Here is a 21,601-nt window from a genome sequence, read left to right as displayed (position 1 = left end):
GTATGCGGGCCTCTCCTCCGCGCTGCCCTCTGCCCATCGCGCCAGATCGTAACCACTGCGACTGTCGCGACTGAATGGGTCCATGGCGGAACGCGGCAAACGCCTGGTGGCGGCCCGGTGTCAGCGGTGGTGGCGGCCCGGTGGTGGCGGCCCGGTGGTGGCGGCCCGGTGGTGGCGGCCCGGTGTCAGCCGTGCCGCCACCCCTGGCGTCCGGATGTCTGCCGGTGGACGCCCCTCAGGGGGCGCGGGTCAGTAGACGCCCTCGATCACGACCTCGTCGTCGAACATCGCCACCGGCCCCACATCGGCCACCGAGTCCCCGACCGCGCCCTCCGGCGGCGGGACGCGGATCGCCAGATCGCGCTCGAGGTTGCCCGGCAGCAGGGCGGACTTGCTGACGTGGTTCATCACCACCTGGCCGCGCTCGCCGTACGGCACCGGCCGCCCGCTCGCCGGGTCCACCACCGAGAAGGTGACGAACGGCGTACGCGGATCGAAGACACACGGCTCGTCCGGGCCGAGCCCCAGCCGCTCGGTGGCGCCACCGAGGATCATGGTGTTGCCGTAGGTGCCGTAGAGCTCACAGCCGGGGAAGATCTCGGTGCGCAGCAGATCGCGGGTGTCGGCGTCCATATGGGCGCCGCCCCACATGATGCCCTTGACCTTCTCCCCGATCAGCTCGATGAGGTCGTCGTGCCGGGCCAGCCGCTCCAGCAGCGGCGGGGTGGTCATCAGCACCCCGATGTCCTGGGTGCGCAGGACGTACGCCGCCTGCTCCACCAGGTGGTTCACATAGGCGTCGGTCTCCTCGGCCTTCCCGGCGGAGATCAGCTTCTTCACCCACCGCGGATCCATGTCGACGCGGAACATCAGCCCACCGTGCCGGGCGGCCGTGCCCGCGACCATCTCGCCGACCATATGGGGGCCGCTGGGGGCGATGGCGAGCCAGTCCACCCCGCGCGGGATGCCGAGCCCGTCGAGGTCGGCGCTCAGCCCGTGGGTGAGGCGGTCCAGCCAGTCGCGCAGACACACGATCCGCTTGGGCGCGCCGGTGGTACCGCCGCTTTCGAAGACCCCGACGATCCGGGCGTCGGCGCCGTAGCCCTGGGGGATGAGATCGCGCACCGGCACCTCGCGCAACTCGCCGGTGACATTGGGGAAGAGGGCGAGATCGGCGACGCCCTTGACGTCCCGCCGCGGATCGAAGTCCAGCGTCTCCGCCTTCCGCAGCCAGAACGGGGAGCCGGTGTCCGGGCCGAAGTGCCACTCCATGGCGGCGCGGATGTACTCATCGGGGTCGGGGCGCTCGTCGAAGGGGATGTCGAGCACCGAAAGGGAAGCTGTCGGCACGGGATGCTCCTCGCGGATGGCGGCAGGGGTGCGGGCTGAGGGAGTCAGCCGCGGATGACGGCCTTCGTACGCATCAGGAACTCGCCGAGATACGCGTCGTGCGGGATGCCCGGCGCGATCCAGTGGGTGGGATGGTCGCCGATGTAGAGGTTCTTGATGGACGGCTCGGCGAGCAGCCCGTCCAGCAGCGCCTCGTCGCCGGTGAGCGCCGTGACCACCAGGCTGTCCCGGAGCGCGGCGACGCCCGCCTCCCGCGTCCAGGGGGCCACCCAGACGCAGGGGAACGACAGCTCCACGCCCAGCCGCGCGTCCCGCGGATCGTCGAGCTGGAAGACGGCGGGGCGGAGGGCGGCGCTGCCGTCGCCGAGGTCGTCCACCACGCCGCCGCCGCCCAGCCACGCGCGGGCGCCCGCGGCCTTGCCGAGCAGCAGGCGCTCGAAGCCGCGCGCGACCTCGAGCGGATGGACCGGCAGCACCGCCTTCTCGTCCTGCGGCGGCAGGCTGGGCAGGGCGGCGAGCCGCTCCGCCAGCGCCTCGGCGACCGGCGCCGGATCGCCCTCGACGAGGACGGCGGTGGCGTTGACGCACGCGGTGCCACCGTGGCGGGCGATGGAGTCGACGACGACATCGAGGTGGTCGCGCCACTCCCGGTCGGCGGTGATGAGGATCTTGGAGCGGCCGGGCCCGTTGGGCAGCACGGCCGGATCGGCGGCGTAGCGGTCGATGACCTCCTGTCCGCCGTAGACCATGGAGAGGTCCGCGCCGTGCAGGATCTCGCCCGCCGCGTCGTGGTCGGTGGGCAGCAGCACCACCTGATCCGTCCCGAACCCCGCCTCGCGCAGGGCGCTGACCAGCCGGTACGGGGTGAGCGGCTCACGGCGGGAGGGGCGTACGGCCACCCGGTAGCCCAGCGCCAGCGCCTCCAGCCACAGCGCGTGCACGGCGGGGTGGTTACCGGCGGCGTGGACCGCGAAGACATCGCCGCGCCGGATCCACACCGCGGTGCCGCTCCGGGCGTACGGATCGCGCCAATCGCCCACCGCCCCCACCGGGCGGGCCGCCTGGACGCTGCGGTACGCCTCGGCGGCGCTGAGCCGTATCGCCTCCACGGCGATCCGCACATTGGCGAGCGGGGTGCCCGACATCCGGCACACCGCGCCCTCGTACGCCGCGTACGACATCCCGGCCACGGTGCCGGTGGCGAACAGCTCCCCCGCCCGCTTCAGCGCGGCCAGCCGCTCCTCCAGCGGCAGGGTGTCGGCGGCGCGCAGGGCGGCCAGCGCCCGGGTGACGAACAGCCGGGGCGCCAGGGAGAGTTCGGCCATCGGCGCGCCGGTGACATCGTGGACGGTGAGGCGGTGGCGGGAGCGGTAGGGCCCCTTGGGCCCCAGCGCGTCCAGGGCGTCCGGGGCATCCGGGGTGTCCAGGGCGTCCGGGGTACCCGGGGTGTCCAGGGCATCCGGGGTGTCCAGGGCGTCCGGGGCGGTGGCGGGCTGGGACACGCTTGCTCCTTCGCGGGCGCGGAACACACCGGCTCCTGGGCGGGCGCGGCGGGAAAAGGGTGAACCAGACCAATCCCACGGCGCGGACGGGACGGAGTCAATTGGCCCAAAGGCCATGTCCGGGCCCTTGGCACGGGCGGCGCCCACGGCGGGGCACGTACCATGCCGGGCCGGAGGTGGTACGGACATGGCAGGCACGGGCAGCGGTCACGTCCTGGTGACGGATGACGACGCGGCCATCCGGCGGTCCCTGGAGCGCGGGCTGCGGCTCAACGGGTTCGCCGTGACCCTCGCGGACGGCGGCCACGCCGCGCTGGCCGCGCTGCGCGACGGGGCGCCCGATGTGGTGGTCCTGGACATCTCCATGCCGGACCTCAGCGGGATCGAGGTGTGCCGCAGCCTGCGTGCCGACGGCAATGACGTACCCGTCCTGATGCTGTCGGCGCTCGACGAGGTGGCCGACCGGGTGGCCGGGCTGCAGGCCGGGGGCGACGACTATCTCGTCAAGCCCTTCGCGCTCCAGGAGCTGGTGCTGCGGCTGCACGCCCTGCTGCGCCGCCGTCCGCCCGCCGCCACCGACCGGGTGCGGGCCGGTGCGCTGGAGATGGTGCCGGAGGCGCGGGAGGCGTGGCTGGACGGGGTGGTGCTGCGGCTCACCCGGCGCGAGTTCGAGCTGCTGGACGTGTTCGCCCGCAACGCCGGGATCGTGCTCACCCGCGATCAGCTGCTGGATCGCGTCTGGGGCTATGACTTCGACGTCCGTACGGACGCCGTGGACACCTTTGTCAGCTATCTGCGCCGCAAACTGGAGGCGGGCGGCCGGCCGCGGATGCTGCACACGGTGCGCGGCGTGGGGTTCGTCCTGCGGCCCACCGAGACGCCGTAGTTCCGGTCCACAGAGTTTCCACAAAGAAGGTTCCTAGGTTTTTCCCCAGTCCGGGACGGCCCGGCCCCTCCCCGGCCGTCCGGCTCCAAGGGAAGGAACAGCACCATGCACCGTGGAAAGAGCGTCCTCGTGGCGGGCGCGGCCACCGCCGCCCTGCTCGGTCCGGTGGGCATCGCGGCGGCGGACGGCAGCGCCCCGGCCTCGGCACCGGCCGCCTCCCCGAGCGCGAAGGCGCCGATGGGAGCGGGGGACGGCTCCCGGGGGCTGTGCAAGCGCGCCATGAGGATCGACAAGCGGCTGGACCGCGCGCTGAGGCGGCTGAAGGGCCCGGCGACCGTCCGCGGGTCCGTGGCCCGGCTGACGAAGCGGGTCGAGCGGGCGAAGAAGGCGGGCCACACCGAGGCCCAGACGTTCCTCAACCACAAGCTCACCTTCCGCAGGTCCCTCGTACCGACGCTCGAGCAGCGGCAGAAGGACCTGTCGAAGGTCCAGAAGTGGTGCGCCGCACGCGGCGAGGGATCCGGCAGCGGCAAGGAATCAGCCAAGTGAAGCGCGGCCCCTGGGCCGCCGCGGCCACGGCGCTGCTCTGCGCCGCGCTGGCCACCGGCTGCGGCGGCAAGGGCGGTTCGGACGGCTCGGACGACGCGGACGGCTCATCGGGGACGTCCGCCCCGTCGGCCACCGCACCGGCTCCGTCCGCCTCCGAGCTGGATGAGCTGAACAAGCTGGTGGACGACGCGGAGTCGGCGGCGAACAGGGCGGACTCCGACGCGGCGAACGACAACTGAGTGGACGGGTCCCGGGCGTGCGGCCTCGCGCCGGGACCCGTCCTTCAGACGGTCGTGACCGGGGCGATCAGACCCGCGGTGGATCCGGCCGGTACGGGGCCGGCCTCGGCGCTGACCAGATCGCCGTTCTCCAGGACCCCGGAGCCGCTGACGTCCACATGGACCCGCAGCCCGTAGTTGTCCCCCGGGAGCAGCTCACCGGGGACGGTGACGCTGAACGGGACATGGCCTCCCGGACTCAGCGGCACATCGGTGAGGACCTGCGCGGCCACGATCGACTCGGGGGTGTCGGAGCGGGACACGTTGCGCACCTCCACCACCACCCGCGCCGCCCGTCCGGCGGGGGCGTCGGGGGGCAGGGTCACGATGCCGCTGAGGACACTGCTCATTCCGGGATGGATTCCCCCGGGGGCGGAGGTCTTGTTCCGCCATCCGGGTGGGACCGCCGTTCGGGCCGGGTGGAGCGGCGCTGTCAGTCCGCGCAGGGGCGGCCGTTCAGGGTGAAGGAGCCGGGCGGCCGGTTGCCGTCGCTCGAGGAGCCGAGGAAGCCCATGGAGAGGGAACCACCGGCCTTGACGCGCTTGTTGTAGTCGGCCGCGGTGGCGGTCACCTTCGAGCCGTGCTGGGTGAACTCCCCGTCCCACATCTGCGTCACCCGCTGGGAGTCGTGGAAGGTCCAGGTGACCCGCCAGTCATCGAGGGATTCGCGGGAGGTGAGGGTGACGGCGGCCTGGAAGCCGTCAGGCCATTCGTTGACCAGCTGGAAACGGGCGCTGCAGTCGGCGTCGTCGCCGGGCTTCCGGCCGTCGGAGGGCGGTTTGCCGCCGTGGCCGGACGCGGATCCGGAGTCGGATCCGGAGTCGCCCTTGGCGGACGAGGAGGACGGGGCGGGGGAGCCCCCGGGCTTCTTCTGGTGCCCCTTGCCGGAGCCCTTCCCGTTCTGCCCGCCCTCGCTCTTCGAGGGGCTGGGGGAGGCGGGGGTGCCGGGGTTGTACGGCGAGGAGGTGGCGGGGGCCAGGCTGCCGGGGGTCACCTCGGGGCCCATGGAACCGCCGGTGCGGTTGTCGGAGTCGGCGGCGGTTCTGGTCATCGCGACCAGTGCGGCGAGGGCGACGACGGCTATCACCGCCAGGATGACCGTCGTACGGGCTCTGCGTAACCGGCGGCGGGCGGCGCGGCTCCGGACCACCCGGTGCCCCCCGGAGCGAGCCCCGCTCGCGCCATCGGCCCCGCCCGCGCCGGCTCTGCCACCCGCGCCGGCTCTGCCGCCCGCGCCGGTTCTGCCACCGGCTCTGCCCTCCACGCCACCGGCCCGTCTGCTCCGCCGCGCCCCGACCGCGTCCAGGACCCGGTCGCGCAGCCGCTCCCAGAGCGGGGCGCGGACCGCGTGCGCGGTGGGCGCGGCGGCGCGGGAGCTCGGCTTGGCGCCCGGGGCCCGCTCGGCGAGCGTGCGGCGCCGCTTGAGGTAGAGGTGCGCGCCCCAGCCGATGACCCCGCCCGCCAGCGCGCCGGGGAGCCCGGCGCCGTCCACATACATGCAGGTGGCGGCGTCCCGGCAGGTCCGGCAACGGGCGAGGTGCTGCCACAGGTCGGCGGGCGAGGGGGAGTCGGGCGCCCGGGTGGCGGCGTCCAGCAGCTTGGCGTAGCTGCGGCACTCCTCGTCGGTGAGGGTGTCCACATGGGCGCGCTGACACCGTTCGCGGAAGGCCGCGCGGACCCGGGCGATCTCCTCGGTGGCGTACTCCGGGTCGTACCCCAGCTGCCGGGCCACCGCCTCCGTGGACCGCGCCTCCACCTCGACCAGCCACAGCAGCTCCCCGTCCGCCTCCGGCAGGTCCCGCAGCGCGCGCAGGGCGAGCGGCTGGTCGCGGGGCGGTGCGGCGAACCGGGCGGCGAGGTCGGAGGCCAGCCAGGTCCGCAACTCCGGGTTGAGCCGGTCCCCGTGCCGGTGGGCGTCCCAGTCGGCGGCGGTCTTCCGTACGGCGGTCAGAAAGAGCGGAAGCCACGGGAGGCGCTTGCCGAAGCCCCGGGTGCGGCGGTTGCGGGTCTCCCGGATGCCCCGCCGGAACGCCTCGGTGGCGAGCCGCATCCCGTCTTCCGGGGTGGTGGTGCACAGCTCCGCGTAGTCGGCGACCGCGTCCCAGTACGCGCCCAGCAACGCCGTGGCGGAGGCCGCGCCATCGACATCCTCGCCGGGCGCCTCGGCGGCCCCGCGGCGCGTCGGGGAGCCGTCCCCGGGCGATTCCCTGGGAGATGAGTGGTCGGGCATGGAGGCAATTCCTCACTCACGAACAGCGGCGCCCCCGCCGGGGGCAACCATCTCACAAACGGGCCGCGGGGTGGTCAGCCAACAGCACAGCGATGCCTCGGAGTTGGGGGTTCCCCTTACGGGGCGGGCCGAGCCTTTCACGCCGGTGACCTGGCTGACAAGAGACGAAGAGCAGTCCCCGTTTTGGATGATGAGCCACCTGACAGGCCGCGGGACCGGGCCGAAGCAACGTGAATAGTAGTCACGTTCACTGCTCCTGGCGACAGAATGGCCACACCCGCAAAAGGTATAGACCGCACAGTTCGCGCTGTGAACTCCTGTGCGTTTTCGGTGACTTCCGGTGAGCCGGTTCCCTCATGTCGAGGACTGTGCGGTGTGACATTGCACTGCTACCGTTGAATGGACAAAGGACAGTGGCCTGGTCCCCTCCCCCAGGAGGTTCCGCATGCCCGATCTCTCCGCGCCCTGGCGTGGCGTTCATGTCGCCACGGCGCTTCCGTTCCGTGACGATGACGAACTGTCGGTCGATTACGAGGGTTACGCCGCCCATGTGCGGTTTCTCGCCGAGCATGGCTGTGATGGGGTCTGCCCCAATGGGTCGTTGGGGGAGTACCAGACCCTGACGGACGAGGAGCGGGCGCGGGTGGTGCGGGTGGCGGTGGAGGCGGCGCCCGAGGGGTTCGGGGTGATGCCGGGGGTGGCGGCGTACGGGGCGCTGGAGAGCCGGCGGTGGGCGGAGCAGGCGCGGGAGGCCGGGGCGCGGGCGGTGCTGGCGCTGCCGCCGAACAGCTACCGCGCCGACCGGGAGGCCGTGGTCGGCCACTACCGCGAAGTGGCGCGTGCCGGGCTGCCGGTGGTGGCGTACAACAACCCCCATGACACCAAGATCGACCTCACCCCGGAGCTCCTGGCCGAGCTGCACGGGGAGGGGCTGATCGCCGCGGTCAAGGAGTTCAGCGGGGATGTGCGGCGGGCGTACGAGATCGCCGAGCGCGCCCCTGGGCTGGATCTGCTGATCGGCGCCGATGATGTGCTGCTGGAGCTGGGGCTCTCCGGGGCCGTGGGGTGGATCGCCGGGTATCCGAACGCGATTCCCGACGCCAGCGTGGAGCTGTACCGGCTCGCCACCTCGGGCGCCGGCGCGGATCTGGAGAAGGCGCTGCCGCTGTACCGCGCGCTGCATCCGCTGCTGCGCTGGGACTCCAGGACCGAGTTCGTCCAGGCCATCAAGGCGTCCATGGACCTGGCCGGGCTGCGCGGCGGATCCTGCCGCCCGCCGCGTTCGCGGCTGGCCGGGGAGGTGGCGGCGCGCGTCGTCCGGGAGACCGAGACGGTGCTCGCGCTGGGGTACCGGTGAGGGCCGGGGCAGGGGCCGGGGCAGGGGTCAGGGGGCGGCTGTGAGGTCGCGGCGGGTGTTGCACACCGTGGAGTCCCACACCGAGGGCATGCCCACCCGGGTGGTCACCGGCGGGGTGGGGACGCTCCCGGGCGCGACCATGGCCGAGCGCCGGCAGTGGTTCATCGAGCACCGCGACGATCTGCGCACCCTGCTGATGTACGAGCCGCGCGGCCACTCCGCGATGAGCGGCGCCATCCTGCAGCCGCCGACCCGGCCGGACGCGGATCACGGCGTGCTCTTCATCGAGGTGTCCGGGGTGCTGCCCATGTGCGGGCACGGCACCATCGGCGTGGCCACCGTGCTGGTCGAGACCGGGATGGTCGAGGTGCGGGAGCCGGTCACCACCATCCGCCTGGACACCCCGGCGGGCCTGGTGGTCGCGGAGGTCGCCGTGCGCGACGGGGCGGCCACCTCGGTGACGATCCGGAACGTGGCCGCGTTCTGCCTGGCCACCGACCGTACGGTGCGGGTGCCCGGGTTCGGCGAGGTGCGCTACGACATCGCCTTCGGCGGCAACTTCTACGCCATCGTGGAGCTGGACGCCCTCGGGCTGCCCTTCGAGCGGGCGGCCGGGCAGGAGCTGCTGACCGCCGGGCTGAAGATCATGGATGCGGTGAACGCGCAGGACCCGCCGCACCACCCCGAGCGGCCGGACATCACCGGCTGCCGTCACGTCTATCTCAAGGCCCCGGGTTCGACGGCGCGCCACTCCCGCCACGCGATGGCCATCCACCCGGGCTGGTTCGACCGCTCCCCCTGCGGGACCGGCACCTCCGCGCGCATGGCGCAGCTGTACGCACGCGGTGAGCTGGGGCTCGGCGAGGAGTTCGTCAACGAGTCGTTCATCGGGACGCGGTTCATCGGGCGGCTGCTGGAGGAGACCACGGTGGCGGGGCTGCCCGCCGTCGTGCCCTCGATCACGGGGCGGGCGTGGGTCACCGGCACCGCGCAGTTCCATCTCGACCCCGAGGATCCGTTCCCGGCCGGGTTTCTGGTGTAGAGAGGGGAGATCGGTGGTGGATGGGATATGACCGGGTCCGCTCCCCGTGGACGCCGCACCAGCCTCGAGCCGCTCGGTAAGCGCGAGAACCTGCGCGACCGGGTCAGAAACGCCCTGCGCGCGGGCATCATCTCCGGTGAACTCGCCCCCGGCGCCGTCTACTCGGCGCCCGCCCTCGGCGCCCGCTTCGACGTCTCCCCCACGCCCGTCCGTGAGGCGATGCTCGACCTGGTGAAGGAGGGCCTGGTGGCCTCGGTGCCCAACAAGGGGTTCCGGGTCACCGAGGTCTCCGAGCGGGACCTGGACGACCTGGCGTCCATCCGGCTGCTCATCGAGCCGCCCACCGTACGGGAGGCCGTCCCCCGTATCCCGCCCGGAGACCTGCCCGCGCTGCGGGAGTTGGCCCAGGCCATCGTGGACGCGGCCGAACGCGGCGATCTCATCGGCTATATAGAGGCCGACCGGGTCTTCCACCTCACCCTGCTCGGCTACGCCGGGAATCGGCGGCTGGTGGACGTGGTCTCCGAACTCCGCTCCCAGACCCGGCTGCTGGGGCTCATCCCGCTGCTGGAGAGCGGGCGGCTCGGCCAGTCGGCGGCCGAACACCACGCTCTTCTCGACCTTGTGGAGGCGGGGGACGCGCGCGGCGCCGAGACCATGACGCATCGCCATATCGGCCATGTGCGCGGGCTGTGGGCCGGTGGACCGTGACCCCGGGCGGGAACGATTCGATGCACCAGGCCTCGTTGCGCAACGACTCGATGCACCAGGACTTGCCGAAGACCGCCGACCTCGTCGTCATCGGCGCCGGAGTCGTCGGCGCGGCCGCCGCCTGGTTCGCCACCCTCGCCGGGCTGCGGGTCGTGGTGGTCGACCGGGGCGCCATCGCGGGCGGCACCTCGGGCGCGGGCGAGGGCAACGTCCTGGTCTCGGACAAGGAGCCGGGCCCGGAGCTGGAGCTCGCGCGGTACTCGCGGCAGGTGTGGGGCGAGGACCTGGGCCCGTACGGCGAGTGGTGGGAATTCGAGCGGAAGGGCGGGCTGGTGGTCGCCTCCACCCCTGCCGCCCTGGGCGCGTTGCGAACGCTGGCCGAGCGGCAGCGGGCCCGTGGGGTCGTCGTACGGGAGGTGTCCGGGGCCGAGCTCCACGACCTCGAACCGCGGCTGACCCGCGAGGCCGCCGGGGGCGCGCTGTATCCGCAGGACGCCCAGGTGCAGCCCATGCTGGCGGCGGCCCACCTGCTGCGGCTCGCGCGGCGGCGGGGGGCGGTGGTGCGGACGGGGACGGAGGTGGTGGGGTTCCTCCGGCGGCGGGGAGGGTGCGCGGGTGCCCCGGCCATGTCGGGAGGGTGTGTGGGTGCCCCGGCCACCTCGGCGGGCGGCTCCCCGGCGACCCCGCGAGGCGGCGCGGGCGCCCCGGTCACCGGCGTACGGACACCCCACGGCACCGTCAGCGCCCCCGCCGTCCTGAACGCGGCGGGCACCTGGGCCGGTGCGGTGGCGGGGCTCGCGGGCGTCGAGCTGCCGGTGCTGCCGCGCCGGGGCTTCGTCCTCGTCACCGAACCACTGCCACCCGCGACCGTACGGCACAAGGTCTACGCGGCCGACTACGTGGACGCCGTGGCCAGTTCGGACGCGGAGCTCCAGGCGTCGCCGGTCGTGGAGGGCACGGGCGGCGGCACGGTACTGATCGGCTCCACCCGGGAGCGGGTCGGCTTCGACCGGTGGCCGTCCCCCGCCGCCGTACGGGCGCTGGCCAGGGGCGCGATCGGGCTGTTCCCGATGCTGGCGTCGGTGCGGGCGATGCGCGTCTACGCGGGCTTCCGGCCGTACTGCCCGGACCATCTGCCGGTCATCGGCCCCGACCCGCGCGCCCCCGGGCTGTGGCACGCCTGTGGCCACGAGGGCGCGGGAATCGGCCTCGCGGCGGGGACGGGGAAGCTGATCGCGCAGGCGCTGACTGGGGAGGCGACGGATCTGGACCTGACGCCGTTCGCCCCGGAACGCTTCGAGAAGGGTGGTGCGGATGAGCCACGCGGGGAGTGAGCGCACGGAGTTGTCGGCGTACCGGCTGACCTTCGACGGCAGGACGGTCACCGCGCGGCCCGGCCAGAGCGTGGGCGCGGCGCTGGTGGCCGCCGGGATCGTGGCCTGGCGGACCACGCGGCGGGAGAGCAGACCGCGCGGGCTGTTCTGCGGGATCGGGGTGTGCTTCGACTGCCTGATCACCGTTGACGGGCGCCCAGGACAGCGGGCGTGTCTGGTCCCGGCACGGGACGGGATGCGGCTGTCGGCGGAGGTCGGTGGCGGTGGCGGTGACGATGGCGGTGTTGATGGCCGTGAAGACGGTACGGCTGGCCGTGTCGACGACGGCCGTGATGGCGGTGCGGCCGACGGTGTAGAGGACGATCGCGGTGGTGATGGCAGCGATGGCGACTGATCGGCCGACGTACGACGTAGCCGTCGTGGGCGCGGGTCCCGCCGGGCTCGCCGCCGCCGTCGGGGCCGCCGAGGCGGGCCTGGACGTGGTGCTCATCGACGCCGGGCGCCTGCCCGGCGGCCAGTACTGGCGCCACGACGAGCACTCGGCGCCCCCTCGCCACCACCACGGGCGGCTCTTCGCCCGCCTCCGCGCCCGGCTGCGCCACCAGCGCCACCTCGGCCGTCTCCACTACCTCCCCGGCCACCAGGTCTGGCTGATCGACCGCCCCCGCCCGGACAGCGGGCCGTTCACCCTGCGCCTGAACGGTCCGTACGACACGGCCCCCGTGGAGCGGGACCGGGTGCGGGCCGGTGCGCTGGTGCTCTGCTGCGGCGCGTACGACCGCCAACTGCCGCTCCCCGGCTGGGAGCTGCCCGGGGTGATGGCGGCCGGAGGCGTCCAGGCGCTGCTGAAGGGGCATCGTGCGGTGGCGGGTCGGCGGGCGGTGGTCGCGGGCACGGGCCCGTTCCTGCTGCCGGTGGCGACGGGCTTGGCGCGGGCGGGGGTGCGGGTCCTCGCCGTGTGCGAGGCCAATCCGGCGCACGGCTGGCTGCGCCACCTGGACGGGGCGGTGCGGGCGCCCGCCAAGTCCGCCGAGGCGGTGCGGTACGCGGCGCTGATGGCCCGCCACCGCATCCCGTACCGGACCCGGGCCACGGTCACCGAGATCCTGGGCGAGGACCGGGTGCGCGGGGTGCGGCTCGACGGCGGCGAGGTGCTCGAGGCCGATCTGGTGGCGCTGGGCTGGGGGTTCACCCCCGCCCTCGAACTGCCCCTGATGGTCGGCGCCGCCACCCGGCGCGACCTCGACGGCTCCCTCGTCGCCGTGGTCGACGCCCGTCAGCGCACCACCGTCCCGGACGTCCTGGCCGCGGGGGAGACCACGGGCGTGGGCGGCGCCGCGCCGGCCGTCGCCGAGGGACGGCTGGCCGCCCTGTCGCTGGCGGCGGCCCACGGGCTGCCGGTGGATCCGCGTGCCGTACGGCGGCTGCGCGCCGCGATCCGCCATGGCCGCGCCTTCGCCGCCGCGCTGCACCGCACGTACCCCGTGCCCGACGGGTGGACCGACCGGCTGACCGAACGCACGGTGGTCTGCCGCTGCGAGGAGGTCACCTACGGGGAGCTGTGCCGCGCCCGTACCGACCTCGGCGCCCAGGACCCCCGCACCATGAAGCTTCTGGCCCGCCCGGGGATGGGCTGGTGCCAGGGCCGGATCTGCGGTTTCGCGGTCGCCGCCATCACCGCGTCGCTCACCGGCCGCCCGGCCACGGCGGAGGATCTGCGGCCGCTCTCGGCACGGCCGTTCGCGGCGCCGGTGACGCTGGGGGAGCTGGCGGAGCCGGCAGACGACCTGGATGACCCGGATGACCTGGATGACCCGGATGGCTCGGACGGGGAGCTCTGACCTGCCACGCCGATCCAGCGTGTGCGGCGCGCAGATGCCAGCCTCCGTACCCGAATCGTTGGATGGATACCACCTGACCACCATGTACTGGCTCGCAGATGCGGCGCTACCATCGGCGGATGCATACGTACCGGATCGGTGAGGCCGCGGCCCTGATGGGGGTCAGCGTCGACACCCTGCGGCGCTGGGTCGACAGCGGACGGCTGACCGCCGAACGGGATGAGCAGGGGCGCCGGATCATCCCGGGCCCGGCGCTCGCCGCGTTCGCCCGCGAGGTCGCCAGCGGCACGGACCGCGACCACCCCGGCTCCTCGGCCCGCAATCGCTTCTCGGGGATCGTCACCGAGGTGATCCTCGGTGATGTGTCCGCGCAGGTGGAGATCCAGGCGGGCCCGTTCCGCGTGGTGTCCATGATCAGCCGGGAGTCGGCGGAGGAGCTGAAGCTGGAGCCGGGCGTTCCTGCCGTCGCCGTGATCAAGTCGACCAACGTGGTCGTGGAAACGCAGTGAACACGCGCGCCGAGGGCGGCACAGACACAGGCAGCGGCATAGGCAGCGGCACAGGCAGCAGTCGCAGAGTCAGCAGTCGCAGAGAGGGAGAGACAGACCCCATGACGACCCGTTCCGTATCCGGTTCCGGATCCCGATCCCGAGCCCGTTGGACGCTCCGTGTGGTGGGCGGTTTCGCGATCGCCGCCGTGGCGCTCACCGCCTGCTCCTCCGGTGACTCCGACGACTCCGGTGACTCCGGTGACTCCTCCAAGAAGTCCAGCTCCGGTTCCTCCTCCGAGAAACTGTCCGGCACGGTGACCGTGTTCGCGGCGGCCTCGCTGAAGGAGAGCTTCACCGCACTGGGCAAGATCTTTGAGAAGGAGCACCCCGGCACCAAGGTCTCCTTCAACTTCGGTGGCAGCGACGCCCTCGCGGCCAGCATCACCTCCGGCGCGCCCGCCGATGTCTTCGCCGCCGCGAGCCCGAAGACCATGAAGATGGTCACCGACGCCAAGGACGCGAAGGGCACCCCGGCCACCTTCGTCCGCAACCAGCTCGAGATCGCGACCCTCCCGGGCAACCCGAAGAAGATCAAGAGGCTCAAGGACCTCACCCGCTCCGGGCTGAAGGTCGCGCTGTGCGCCAAGGAGGTGCCGTGCGGCTCGGCGGCGCAGAAGGCGCTGACCGCGGCCAAGCTCAAGCTCACGCCGGTCTCGTACGAGCAGGACGTCAAGGGCGCGCTGACCAAGGTGCAGTTGAAGGAGGTCGACGCCTCGGTCGTCTACAAAACCGATGTGAAGGCGGCGGGCGGCAAGGTCGCGGGCGTGGAGTTCCCCGAGTCGAAGCAGGCCATCAACGACTACCCGATCGCCCTGCTGAAGAACGCCCCCAACGCGGAGGCGGCCACGGCCTTTATCGACCTGGTGAAGTCGGCACAGGGCCAGAAGGCGCTCGGCCAGGCCGGTTTCCTCAAGCCGTGACGGAGCGGAACGCCGGGGCGGAGCCGAAGGCCGGGGCGGAGCCAGAGGGGGCAACCGGCCCCACGGAGGTTCTGGGCAGCGGCACACGGCGACGCCGCCTCGGCACCCCTCGCCTCCGCGCGGGCGTCCCGCTGCCGCTCCTGCTCCCCGCCCTCCTCGGCCTGGTCTTCCTGGTGCTCCCACTGGTCGCGCTGCTGGTCCGCGCGCCCTGGCGGAGCCTGCCCGACCAGCTGACCAGCGTCGCGGTGTGGCAGGCGCTGCGGCTCTCGCTGATCACCGCGACCGCCGCCACCGCCGTGGCGCTGGTCCTGGGCGTACCCCTGGCCTGGCTGCTGGCCCGCGCCCGCTTCCCCGGCCGCCGGCTGCTGCGCGCCCTGGTGACCCTGCCGCTGGTGCTGCCGCCGGTGGTGGGCGGTGTGGCGCTGCTGCTCGCGCTGGGCCGTAACGGGATCGTGGGTCGCTGGCTGGACTCGGCGTTCGGCGTGACCCTGCCGTTCACCACGGCGGGGGTGGTGGTCGCGGAGGCGTTCGTCGCGATGCCGTTCCTCGTGATCAGCGTCGAGGGCACCCTGCGGGCCGCCGATCCACGCTACGAGGAGGCCGCCACCACGCTCGGCGCCTCGCGCTTCACCGCGTTCCGGCGTGTCACCCTGCCGATGGTGGCGCCTGGCGTGGCGGCCGGGGCGGTGCTGGCGTGGGCGCGGGCGCTGGGCGAGTTCGGCGCCACGATCACCTTCGCGGGCAACTTCCCCGGCCGTACGCAGACGATGCCGCTGTCGGTCTATCTCGCGCTGCAGAGCGACCCGGCCGCCGCGATCGCGCTCAGCCTCGTCCTCCTCGCCGTCTCCATCGCGGTCCTGGCCGGGCTGCGCGACCGCTGGATGGCCGCCACATGACCAACACGGACACCTCCCCCACCGAGGAGGCCACGCCGCACACCGACGGCCTCGCCGCCCGGCTCGTCGTCGACCGGGGCAGCTTCCGGCTCGACCTGCGGCTGACCGCCGCGCCCGGCGAAGTGGTCGCCCTGCTCGGGCCCAACGGCGCGGGCAAGACGACCGCGCTGCGCGCCCTGGCCGGGCTCACCCCGCTCACCGAGGGGGCGCTGCGGCTGGACGGCCGGACCCTGGAGGAGCCGTCGCATCGACTGCGGACGCCGCCCGAGGACCGCCCGGTCGGCGTCGTCTTCCAGGACTATCTGCTCTTCCCGCACCTCACCGCGCTGGACAACGTGGCGTTCGGCCCGCGCTGCCACGGGGTTCCGAAGGCGGAGGCCCGCGCGCAGGCGGCCGACTGGCTGGACCGGATGGGCCTGACCGACCGCGCGGGCGCCAAACCCCGCGCCCTGTCCGGCGGGCAGGCCCAGCGGGTCGCCCTCGCCCGCGCCCTGGCCACCCGCCCCCGGCTGCTGCTCCTGGACGAGCCACTGGCCGCGCTGGACGCCCGCACCCGCCTCGATGTACGTGCCGGACTCCGCCGCCACCTGGCCGACTTCGAGGCGGTAGCCGTCCTGGTCACCCATGACCCGCTGGACGCGATGGTGCTGGCCGACCGGCTCGTGGTCGTGGAGGACGGCCGTATCGTCCAGGAGGGCGCCCCGGCGGACATCTCCCGCCGCCCCCGCACCGACTACATCGCCAGCCTCGTCGGCCTCAACCTCTACCAGGGCCGCGCCGACAGCCACACCGTGACACTCGACGGCGGCACCACCATCACCACCACCGAGGACCTCACCGGCCCGGTCTTCGTCGCCTTCCCACCCGCCGCGGTCACCCTCCACCGCGACCGCCCCGACTCCAGCGCCCGCAACCTGTGGCGGCTGGAGGTGGCCGGTATGGAGTCCCACGGCGATCAGATCCGCCTCGACCTCACCGGCGAACTCCCCCTCCTGGCAGACCTCACGACGGCGGCGGTAGCCGAACTGTCCCTCCACCCGGGCCGCCAGGTGTGGGCCACCCTCAAGGCAACGCAAACCCACGCATACCCGGCGTAAGCCGGTCCAGCACACCTACGCGCTGTCGAGCGGCTGCTGCGCGACTGGACGACCATCGGTCACCGGTCGTCCCCCTCCCCGACCCCGAGCTCGGCGACGACCGCCCGGACCAGCGCCTCGCGAAGCCGGTCGGCGTCCGTGAGGTATCGCCCCGGCCCGAGCGGGACACGCCAATGCGGATACGGCCCGCTGGCCCGGTCAATGGGCGGAACGCCGAGGTACGAGGTCTCAACGCGGCCCGTACCGAGCGTCTGCACCTGCCGGATCCGTCGCCAGTCCTGCGCGGCTTCTGGGCGGATGAGCCAGTACACGAGGTTGTAGTCGGCGATGACGGCACCGGTCGCCCCACCGAGTAAGCCCAGGACCCGCTCCCTGAGCACCTCGGGCGCCCGCACGGCGTATCCGCACGTCGGCGCCGCTCGGTGGCGCCCAGGGTTGTGGATGGGAGGCGCTGGTGTGCATGGGATCCCCCGGCGTCGTATGCGGTCAGGTGATACCGACCGTAGGGACACCAGGGGCTGCCCACCCGAGCTGTCAGTTCGGGCGCACCACGGGCTCGGATCTGCGGGCCGCCGGAGCTGCGGAAGTTGTCGAGCTGGTGGCGAGCCGCACGAGATCGTGCAGCGAGTCGATCTGCCAGTCGGCGGCGTGCGCCTCGGCGGTGCCGGACCAGAGATGGCCCCACGGCCCGCGCCGCAGATGCGCGACGCGCAGTCCCGCCGCCTGTGCCGGGCGGATGTCGTTCGCGGGATGGTCCCCCACGTACACCGTCTCGTCGGGCGGGGTCCCGGCGAGGTCCAGGACGCGGGCGAAGAAGCGGGGATCGGGTTTGGCCACGCCCCACTCGCCCGAGGTGGCGATCTCGTCGACCGGGAGGTCGAGCTCGCGTAGCAACTTGCCGGCGTACGCGGTCTGGTTGCCCGCGATGACGATGCGGAGCCCCTTCTCACGGAGGGCCGCGAGGGCTGGGCGCACATCCGGGTAGAGATCGGCTTCGTCCAGTCGCTCACCCGCCCCCGCGGCCTCCATCGCGGCTCGCTCGGCCGCGATGTCGATGTCCGGCCGAATGAGCCGCACGGCTTCGGCGTTGTCGCGGCCCTGAGCGACGACCGCGCCCACGAGCGCGGAGAGGGTATGGCGGGGGACGTCCAGCCAGTCCGCCCACGCGGCGCATCCGCGGTCATCCCGGATCAAGGTCTCGCCGACGTCGAAGACCACTGCGCGAAGCATGCGGGCAGCGTAAGCGGACGATGTGGCGCACTGGACGCAGGACGGCGAGCACTGGTGGTGCAGCCGGGACTCGTGGGCGTACGCGACGGATGGCACGGTGCACCAGTGGGGCCCGCGAGACCTGGCCGACGAGACCGCCGAGGCCCTCGCTTGGTGGGAGGGCGCCGGGCGGCCTGAGATGTTCGCCTTCGGCCTGACGGTCACGGCTGATGGCGACCACCGGGTATGGCTCGGCGATCCCTCGGCGGCGTGGCCTCTGCCCGCCGCGTAGCCGGTACCCCTGGCCGCCGCGTTGGGCGGAGCGCCGTCCCGTCGGCCGGGGCTGTCCCGCTCGCCCGCCGGGCCGCCTCCGCCGGGGGTGCCGCATCGGTCGGGTGCGGCGCCGTCTCGCGCGCTTCGCGCGATTGAGCAGCGGGGCAGGGGGCGGGGGCGCGGGTCGACCGCCGACCGCCGGGCCGGTGGGAGTGACCGCCGGCGGCGGCATCCGTGTGCGGGGCGAGGCCCGTCGCCGGACCGCCGGACTCCGTATCCACTGCGACGCTGGACAACCCATCAGCCGCGCCTGAACGGTCCACCGTCGCACTCGACGCCGCAGGGGGTACCTCTCCCGAAAACCCTTGACAAGGTAGTTGCTTCAGATCAAGCGTTTTCGGAGGGGGTACCCGGAGGGGCCGCCCCCCCGGACCGCGCTCCGGATCGGCATCGGCCCCCGGGCGGCGTTGCCGTCACGGCGCGAGCCCCCACCGGCCCGGCGGTCGGCAACGCGCCTTGCGCCCCGGCCCCCTGCCCCGCTGCTCAATCGCGCGAAGCGCGCGAGACGATGCCTGCACCTGACATCTGGCCTGCGCTCAGAGGGTGCGGTCGAGGCGACCGGCCTTCACGGCGCGTATGAAGACGCCGAGCGCGGCGGGCGTCGTACGGACCACCGCGTCGGGCTCGTCGCTCTCGCGTATGCGTATGCCGCCAGGGGCGGCGGCGAGTTCCACGCAGTTCTGGTGGACGTCCGTGCTGAAGGAGGACTTGTGCCACTTGAGGTCAGGCATGACCACGCTTCCTAGTAATGGCTGTAGAGGATGTGTTGGATCAGGCCAAGCGAATCGCGAACGTCATGGCTGATCGCAGAAGGGCTGGTGTCCACTGGCGGTAGGGCTACGCCACGGAGCCGGTCGAAGTGCCCTCGGTACTGGGCGACCGAGTCCGGGTCGTGGAGGAACATGGACTGGCTTGCGTGGTCCAACTGGATGGTTTCCAGAATCCCGCCGTGTGAAGCAATCAGGTTGAAGGGCGTGTTCATCATTGGCAGGCCGTCCGCCGTGAAGGGCAGGACCTGAATGGTCACATGCGGCAGTTCCGCCAGCTCTACGAGCCGCAGCAACTGCTTGCGCGTCACGGCCGAGCCTCCGTATGAACCCCACCCCCGCCGAGCGGGTCGCCACAATCCTCCGTAACGACTTCGCTGCCCACGGCGTACGGCTCCCCGACATACGGGCCGACCTCAGCGACCCCCACCAACCGCAACTCGAACTCGGCACCGTCCCCCTCGGCACCGGCTTCGCGCTGCTGCGCGTCCTCACGGATTATCAGCGTCTGCTGAAGGCGGAGCGGGCCCGACCACAGCGCACAGAGGGAGGATTTCGCGGGCCGTGCCCTGTGCCACGTCTGGCCGGACGGGGCTTCCCGGCGGGCGTGGCACGGCTGCCCGGCCCGCCCCGGGCCCCGTTGGGGCATGCTGGGGCACATGAGGCAGGGGGAGCCCGGGGAGGGCGAGGGGTATTCGGGGCGGGCCGGGAGGCGGCGGTTCGTCGTCGCGTCCGTGGTGAGCTGTGTGGCCATCGCGGTGGCCGTCACCCATGTGCTGGCGCCGGATCTGAAGATAGACAACGTCACCGTGGCGCTCCTGGTGGTCGCCGTCGTGCCGTGGCTGCGCGATCTGCTCAACAGCATCGAACTGCCGGGCGGGGTGCGCCTGGAGTTCAAGGAGGCGGTCGAGCGGCGCATCGAGGCCGCCGAGCGGATCGCCGACGCCGCCCTCGTGGGGAGCGGCGACGACGGACCCGAGGCCGACGGCGGCGCCACGGCGCTCACGGATGTGCGCCGGCTGGCCGCCGAATACCTCGAGGTCCGTACGTCGATGTTCAGCGGGTCCGCCCGTACGCAGCGCATGAGCGGCATCTTCGCCCGGCTGGTGCGCGCCACCCAGCGGCTCGCCGCCCCCGACCTGGACGGCTGGCTCACCTCGCCGGACGGCGGCCTGCGCCTGGCCGCGTACGCGCGGCTGTACGCGGTGCCGGACGCGGACGCGCTGGCCGCCCTCACGGACGCCGTCGTGAAGGAGCCGCTCGCCTTCGGCCAGTACTGGGGCATCCACGCGCTGGACAAGGTCGTGGACGCCGTCGGGGTCGAGGACGTGCCGCGGGGCGTCGTCCGGCGCCTGGAGGACTGCCGGCCGCGCGGCAGCGACCGGGTGGCCCTGCTGCGGCGGCTGATCGCCAAGCTGCACGGGCTCCCGTGACGGGCTCTCTTTGACGGTCGCGTACGCCGATCAGGCGGTGAGGGCGGGGCAGTCGGTGTAGCCGCGGTGGTCGCCGCCGTAGAACGTGGCCGAGTCGGGGGTGTTGAACGGGCCGCCCGTGGCCCTCCGCTCCGCCGGGACGGGCTTCGGCGTTCGTCGTCATTCGTGCGACCAGGCCCGCATCCGGACCAGCACCTCGCGCGGCCCGGGAGCGGGCACCTCGCGCTCGTCCAGCCGGAGGGCGTCCACGCCGGTGAGGTGCGGCAGGTGGTAGTAGCGCGTCTTCATCACACCGTTCCCCTTCTCACGCGGTCCGCGGGACCGTTCATCGCTCGGTTTCCGGGATCGGGACGGCCTGGCCGCTGACCCGCGCCCGGGGGGCGTCGGGCGCGATGTCGAGCAGGAGGTCGCTGGGGCGGCCCATGTCCTCGCCCTGGCGGATACGGATCCTGGCCGGGCCGTCGACCAGGCCGAGTACCCGCAGATAGCCGCCGAAGGCGGCGGCCGCGGCGCCGGTGGCCGGGTCCTCGACCACCCCGCCGACGGGGAACGGATCGCGGGCGTGGAAGACGAAGCCCTCCGTGGACGGATCCGCGTTCTCGCGCCACACCAGATGCACCGTCGTCCAGCCGCGCCGCCGCATCACCGCATCCAGCGCGTCGAAGTCGTAGTCGAGGTCCGCCAGCCGTTCGCGGGTGGCGGCGGCGAGGACGAGGTGGTCGTTGCCCGCGAAGGCGACATGCGGGGGCAGGGCCGGGTCCAGGTCGTCCGCGGACCAGCCCAGCGCCGCCAGCGTCGGCTCGATCTCCGTACCCGGGTCGGCGGGGCGTGACCGCGTGGGAACGCTGGTGAGCGTGGCGCGGGGCGGCCCGTCGCCGTCGGCCGTGGTCTCGACGCGGATCTCGCCCGAGGCCGTGTCGAAGACCAGCTCACCCGGGCCGTCGCGCTCGGCGAGGGCCACGGCCGTGGCGATCGTGGCGTGTCCGCAGAACGCGACTTCGGCGAGCGGGCTGAAGTACCGCAGCCGGTAGCGGCGCGCGGCCTCGTCCCGCTCGGTGATGAACGCGGTCTCCGAGTAGCCGACCCGCGCGGCGATGGCGGTCATGGCCGCGTCGTCGTCCGCGACGGCCGCGGCGTCGAGGACCACACCGGCGGGATTGCCGCCGTCGGGGCGGGTGGTGAAGGCGGAGTAGCGCAGAACGTCGACATCCGGGGCGGAGGCGGTGGGCGCGGCGGACGCGGTGGACGCCGTGGGTTCCGTGGGTGCGGTCATGCCGTCCACGGTTCCACCGCGCCCGGTATCGCGTCCAACGAT

Annotated in this window: 25 protein-coding genes; 15 read left to right on the top strand and 10 right to left on the bottom strand. The window is 73.2% G+C overall.

Going from position 1 to position 21,601, the window contains the following annotated elements; all coding sequences use genetic code 11:
* Positions 1–249: 249 nt before the first annotated feature.
* On the bottom strand, positions 250–1,350 hold the full coding sequence (locus J2Z30_RS34270; protein ID WP_044572385.1) for an AMP-binding protein: 1,101 nt from the start codon (positions 1,348–1,350) through the stop codon (positions 250–252).
* Positions 1,351–1,394: 44 nt separating this feature from the next.
* A complete protein-coding gene (locus J2Z30_RS34265) occupies positions 1,395–2,804 on the bottom strand; it encodes an aldehyde dehydrogenase family protein (protein ID WP_078957346.1) in 1,410 nt (469 codons plus the stop codon).
* A 235-nt stretch (positions 2,805–3,039) separates the two neighbouring features.
* Here J2Z30_RS34265 and J2Z30_RS34260 point away from each other — a divergent pair, with 235 nt between their 5' ends.
* From J2Z30_RS34260 to J2Z30_RS34250, 3 genes are all read left to right on the top strand, one after another.
* Complete coding sequence (locus J2Z30_RS34260; protein WP_044572383.1) at positions 3,040–3,738, top strand: response regulator transcription factor; 699 nt, start codon at positions 3,040–3,042, stop codon at positions 3,736–3,738.
* Positions 3,739–3,843: 105 nt separating this feature from the next.
* Positions 3,844–4,287, top strand: coding sequence for a hypothetical protein (locus J2Z30_RS34255; protein ID WP_044572381.1), 444 nt, complete (start codon positions 3,844–3,846; stop codon positions 4,285–4,287).
* Entirely contained in the window at positions 4,284–4,526 is a 243-nt protein-coding gene (locus J2Z30_RS34250; RefSeq protein WP_044572379.1) for a hypothetical protein, read from the top strand. Before J2Z30_RS34255 ends, J2Z30_RS34250 begins: the two co-directional genes overlap by 4 nt.
* A 44-nt stretch (positions 4,527–4,570) precedes the next feature.
* On the opposite strand, the gene J2Z30_RS34245 is transcribed toward J2Z30_RS34250, so the two are convergent.
* Together J2Z30_RS34245 and J2Z30_RS34240 are read right to left on the bottom strand one after the other, a co-directional pair.
* On the bottom strand, positions 4,571–4,915 hold the full coding sequence (locus tag J2Z30_RS34245) for a hypothetical protein (protein WP_044572378.1): 345 nt from the start codon (positions 4,913–4,915) through the stop codon (positions 4,571–4,573).
* A gap of 83 nt (positions 4,916–4,998) precedes the next feature.
* Positions 4,999–6,795, bottom strand: a complete 1,797-nt coding sequence (locus J2Z30_RS34240) for a cellulose-binding domain-containing protein (protein WP_052701454.1) — start codon at positions 6,793–6,795, stop codon at positions 4,999–5,001.
* A 445-nt stretch (positions 6,796–7,240) separates the two neighbouring features.
* On the opposite strand from J2Z30_RS34240, the gene J2Z30_RS34235 reads away from it, so the two are divergent.
* From J2Z30_RS34235 to J2Z30_RS34190, 10 genes are all read left to right on the top strand, one after another.
* A complete protein-coding gene (locus tag J2Z30_RS34235) occupies positions 7,241–8,152 on the top strand; it encodes a dihydrodipicolinate synthase family protein (RefSeq protein WP_044572376.1) in 912 nt (303 codons plus the stop codon).
* Positions 8,153–8,192: 40 nt separating this feature from the next.
* On the top strand, positions 8,193–9,194 hold the full coding sequence (locus J2Z30_RS34230; protein WP_044572374.1) for a proline racemase family protein: 1,002 nt from the start codon (positions 8,193–8,195) through the stop codon (positions 9,192–9,194).
* Positions 9,195–9,221: 27 nt separating this feature from the next.
* Positions 9,222–9,905, top strand: coding sequence for a GntR family transcriptional regulator (locus J2Z30_RS34225; RefSeq protein ID WP_044572372.1), 684 nt, complete (start codon positions 9,222–9,224; stop codon positions 9,903–9,905).
* A gap of 20 nt (positions 9,906–9,925) precedes the next feature.
* Entirely contained in the window at positions 9,926–11,239 is a 1,314-nt protein-coding gene (locus J2Z30_RS34220; protein WP_245388743.1) for an NAD(P)/FAD-dependent oxidoreductase, read from the top strand.
* On the top strand, positions 11,220–11,633 hold the full coding sequence (locus J2Z30_RS51840; protein WP_209468946.1) for a (2Fe-2S)-binding protein: 414 nt from the start codon (positions 11,220–11,222) through the stop codon (positions 11,631–11,633). Before J2Z30_RS34220 ends, J2Z30_RS51840 begins: the two co-directional genes overlap by 20 nt.
* Positions 11,623–13,080: an FAD/NAD(P)-dependent oxidoreductase gene (locus J2Z30_RS34210; RefSeq protein ID WP_245388742.1), complete on the top strand. Its 1,458-nt coding sequence runs from the start codon at positions 11,623–11,625 to the stop codon at positions 13,078–13,080. Before J2Z30_RS51840 ends, J2Z30_RS34210 begins: the two co-directional genes overlap by 11 nt.
* A gap of 119 nt (positions 13,081–13,199) precedes the next feature.
* Positions 13,200–13,589, top strand: a complete 390-nt coding sequence (locus J2Z30_RS34205) for a TOBE domain-containing protein (protein ID WP_209468945.1) — start codon at positions 13,200–13,202, stop codon at positions 13,587–13,589.
* 101 nt (positions 13,590–13,690) lie between these two features.
* Complete coding sequence (modA, locus tag J2Z30_RS34200) at positions 13,691–14,551, top strand: molybdate ABC transporter substrate-binding protein (RefSeq protein WP_044572370.1); 861 nt, start codon at positions 13,691–13,693, stop codon at positions 14,549–14,551.
* A gap of 71 nt (positions 14,552–14,622) precedes the next feature.
* Positions 14,623–15,447 (top strand): ABC transporter permease, encoded by an 825-nt coding sequence (locus J2Z30_RS34195; protein ID WP_044581659.1) that lies wholly within the window; start codon positions 14,623–14,625, stop codon positions 15,445–15,447.
* Complete coding sequence (locus J2Z30_RS34190; RefSeq protein ID WP_044572368.1) at positions 15,444–16,544, top strand: ABC transporter ATP-binding protein; 1,101 nt, start codon at positions 15,444–15,446, stop codon at positions 16,542–16,544. The genes J2Z30_RS34195 and J2Z30_RS34190 overlap by 4 nt, the downstream gene beginning before the upstream one ends.
* A 59-nt stretch (positions 16,545–16,603) precedes the next feature.
* Here the strand turns inward: J2Z30_RS34190 and J2Z30_RS34185 are convergent, their stop codons facing one another.
* Positions 16,604–16,939 carry a hypothetical protein gene (locus J2Z30_RS34185; protein ID WP_044572366.1) on the bottom strand — a complete coding sequence of 112 codons (336 nt, stop codon included), beginning with the start codon at positions 16,937–16,939 and terminating at the stop codon, positions 16,604–16,606.
* A gap of 139 nt (positions 16,940–17,078) precedes the next feature.
* Positions 17,079–17,774: an HAD family hydrolase gene (locus J2Z30_RS34180; protein ID WP_078956769.1), complete on the bottom strand. Its 696-nt coding sequence runs from the start codon at positions 17,772–17,774 to the stop codon at positions 17,079–17,081.
* Between the two features lie 22 nt (positions 17,775–17,796).
* Here J2Z30_RS34180 and J2Z30_RS34175 point away from each other — a divergent pair, with 22 nt between their 5' ends.
* Positions 17,797–18,045, top strand: a complete 249-nt coding sequence (locus J2Z30_RS34175; RefSeq protein WP_044572365.1) for a hypothetical protein — start codon at positions 17,797–17,799, stop codon at positions 18,043–18,045.
* A gap of 577 nt (positions 18,046–18,622) precedes the next feature.
* On the opposite strand, the gene J2Z30_RS34170 is transcribed toward J2Z30_RS34175, so the two are convergent.
* Together J2Z30_RS34170 and J2Z30_RS34165 are read right to left on the bottom strand one after the other, a co-directional pair.
* The gene (locus tag J2Z30_RS34170; protein WP_044572361.1) at positions 18,623–18,817 is read right to left on the bottom strand and encodes a DUF397 domain-containing protein; all 195 of its coding nucleotides are present in this window, start codon (positions 18,815–18,817) and stop codon (positions 18,623–18,625) included.
* A gap of 11 nt (positions 18,818–18,828) precedes the next feature.
* Positions 18,829–19,164: a Scr1 family TA system antitoxin-like transcriptional regulator gene (locus J2Z30_RS34165; RefSeq protein ID WP_209468944.1), complete on the bottom strand. Its 336-nt coding sequence runs from the start codon at positions 19,162–19,164 to the stop codon at positions 18,829–18,831.
* 348 nt (positions 19,165–19,512) lie between these two features.
* On the opposite strand from J2Z30_RS34165, the gene J2Z30_RS34160 reads away from it, so the two are divergent.
* Complete coding sequence (locus J2Z30_RS34160; protein WP_209468943.1) at positions 19,513–20,286, top strand: hypothetical protein; 774 nt, start codon at positions 19,513–19,515, stop codon at positions 20,284–20,286.
* A gap of 159 nt (positions 20,287–20,445) precedes the next feature.
* On the opposite strand, the gene J2Z30_RS51090 is transcribed toward J2Z30_RS34160, so the two are convergent.
* Positions 20,446–20,574 carry a hypothetical protein gene (locus J2Z30_RS51090; protein WP_281062779.1) on the bottom strand — a complete coding sequence of 43 codons (129 nt, stop codon included), beginning with the start codon at positions 20,572–20,574 and terminating at the stop codon, positions 20,446–20,448.
* A 37-nt stretch (positions 20,575–20,611) separates the two neighbouring features.
* Positions 20,612–21,559 carry a PhzF family phenazine biosynthesis isomerase gene (locus tag J2Z30_RS34155; RefSeq protein WP_044572358.1) on the bottom strand — a complete coding sequence of 316 codons (948 nt, stop codon included), beginning with the start codon at positions 21,557–21,559 and terminating at the stop codon, positions 20,612–20,614.
* Between the last annotated feature and the right edge of the window lie 42 nt (positions 21,560–21,601).

This window comes from Streptomyces iranensis (assembly GCF_017874715.1).
Classification (GTDB): Bacteria; Actinomycetota; Actinomycetes; order Streptomycetales; family Streptomycetaceae; genus Streptomyces; species Streptomyces iranensis.
The sequence above is the reverse complement of the archived record's forward strand: the minus strand, read 5'-3'. Positions and strand labels throughout refer to the sequence as shown.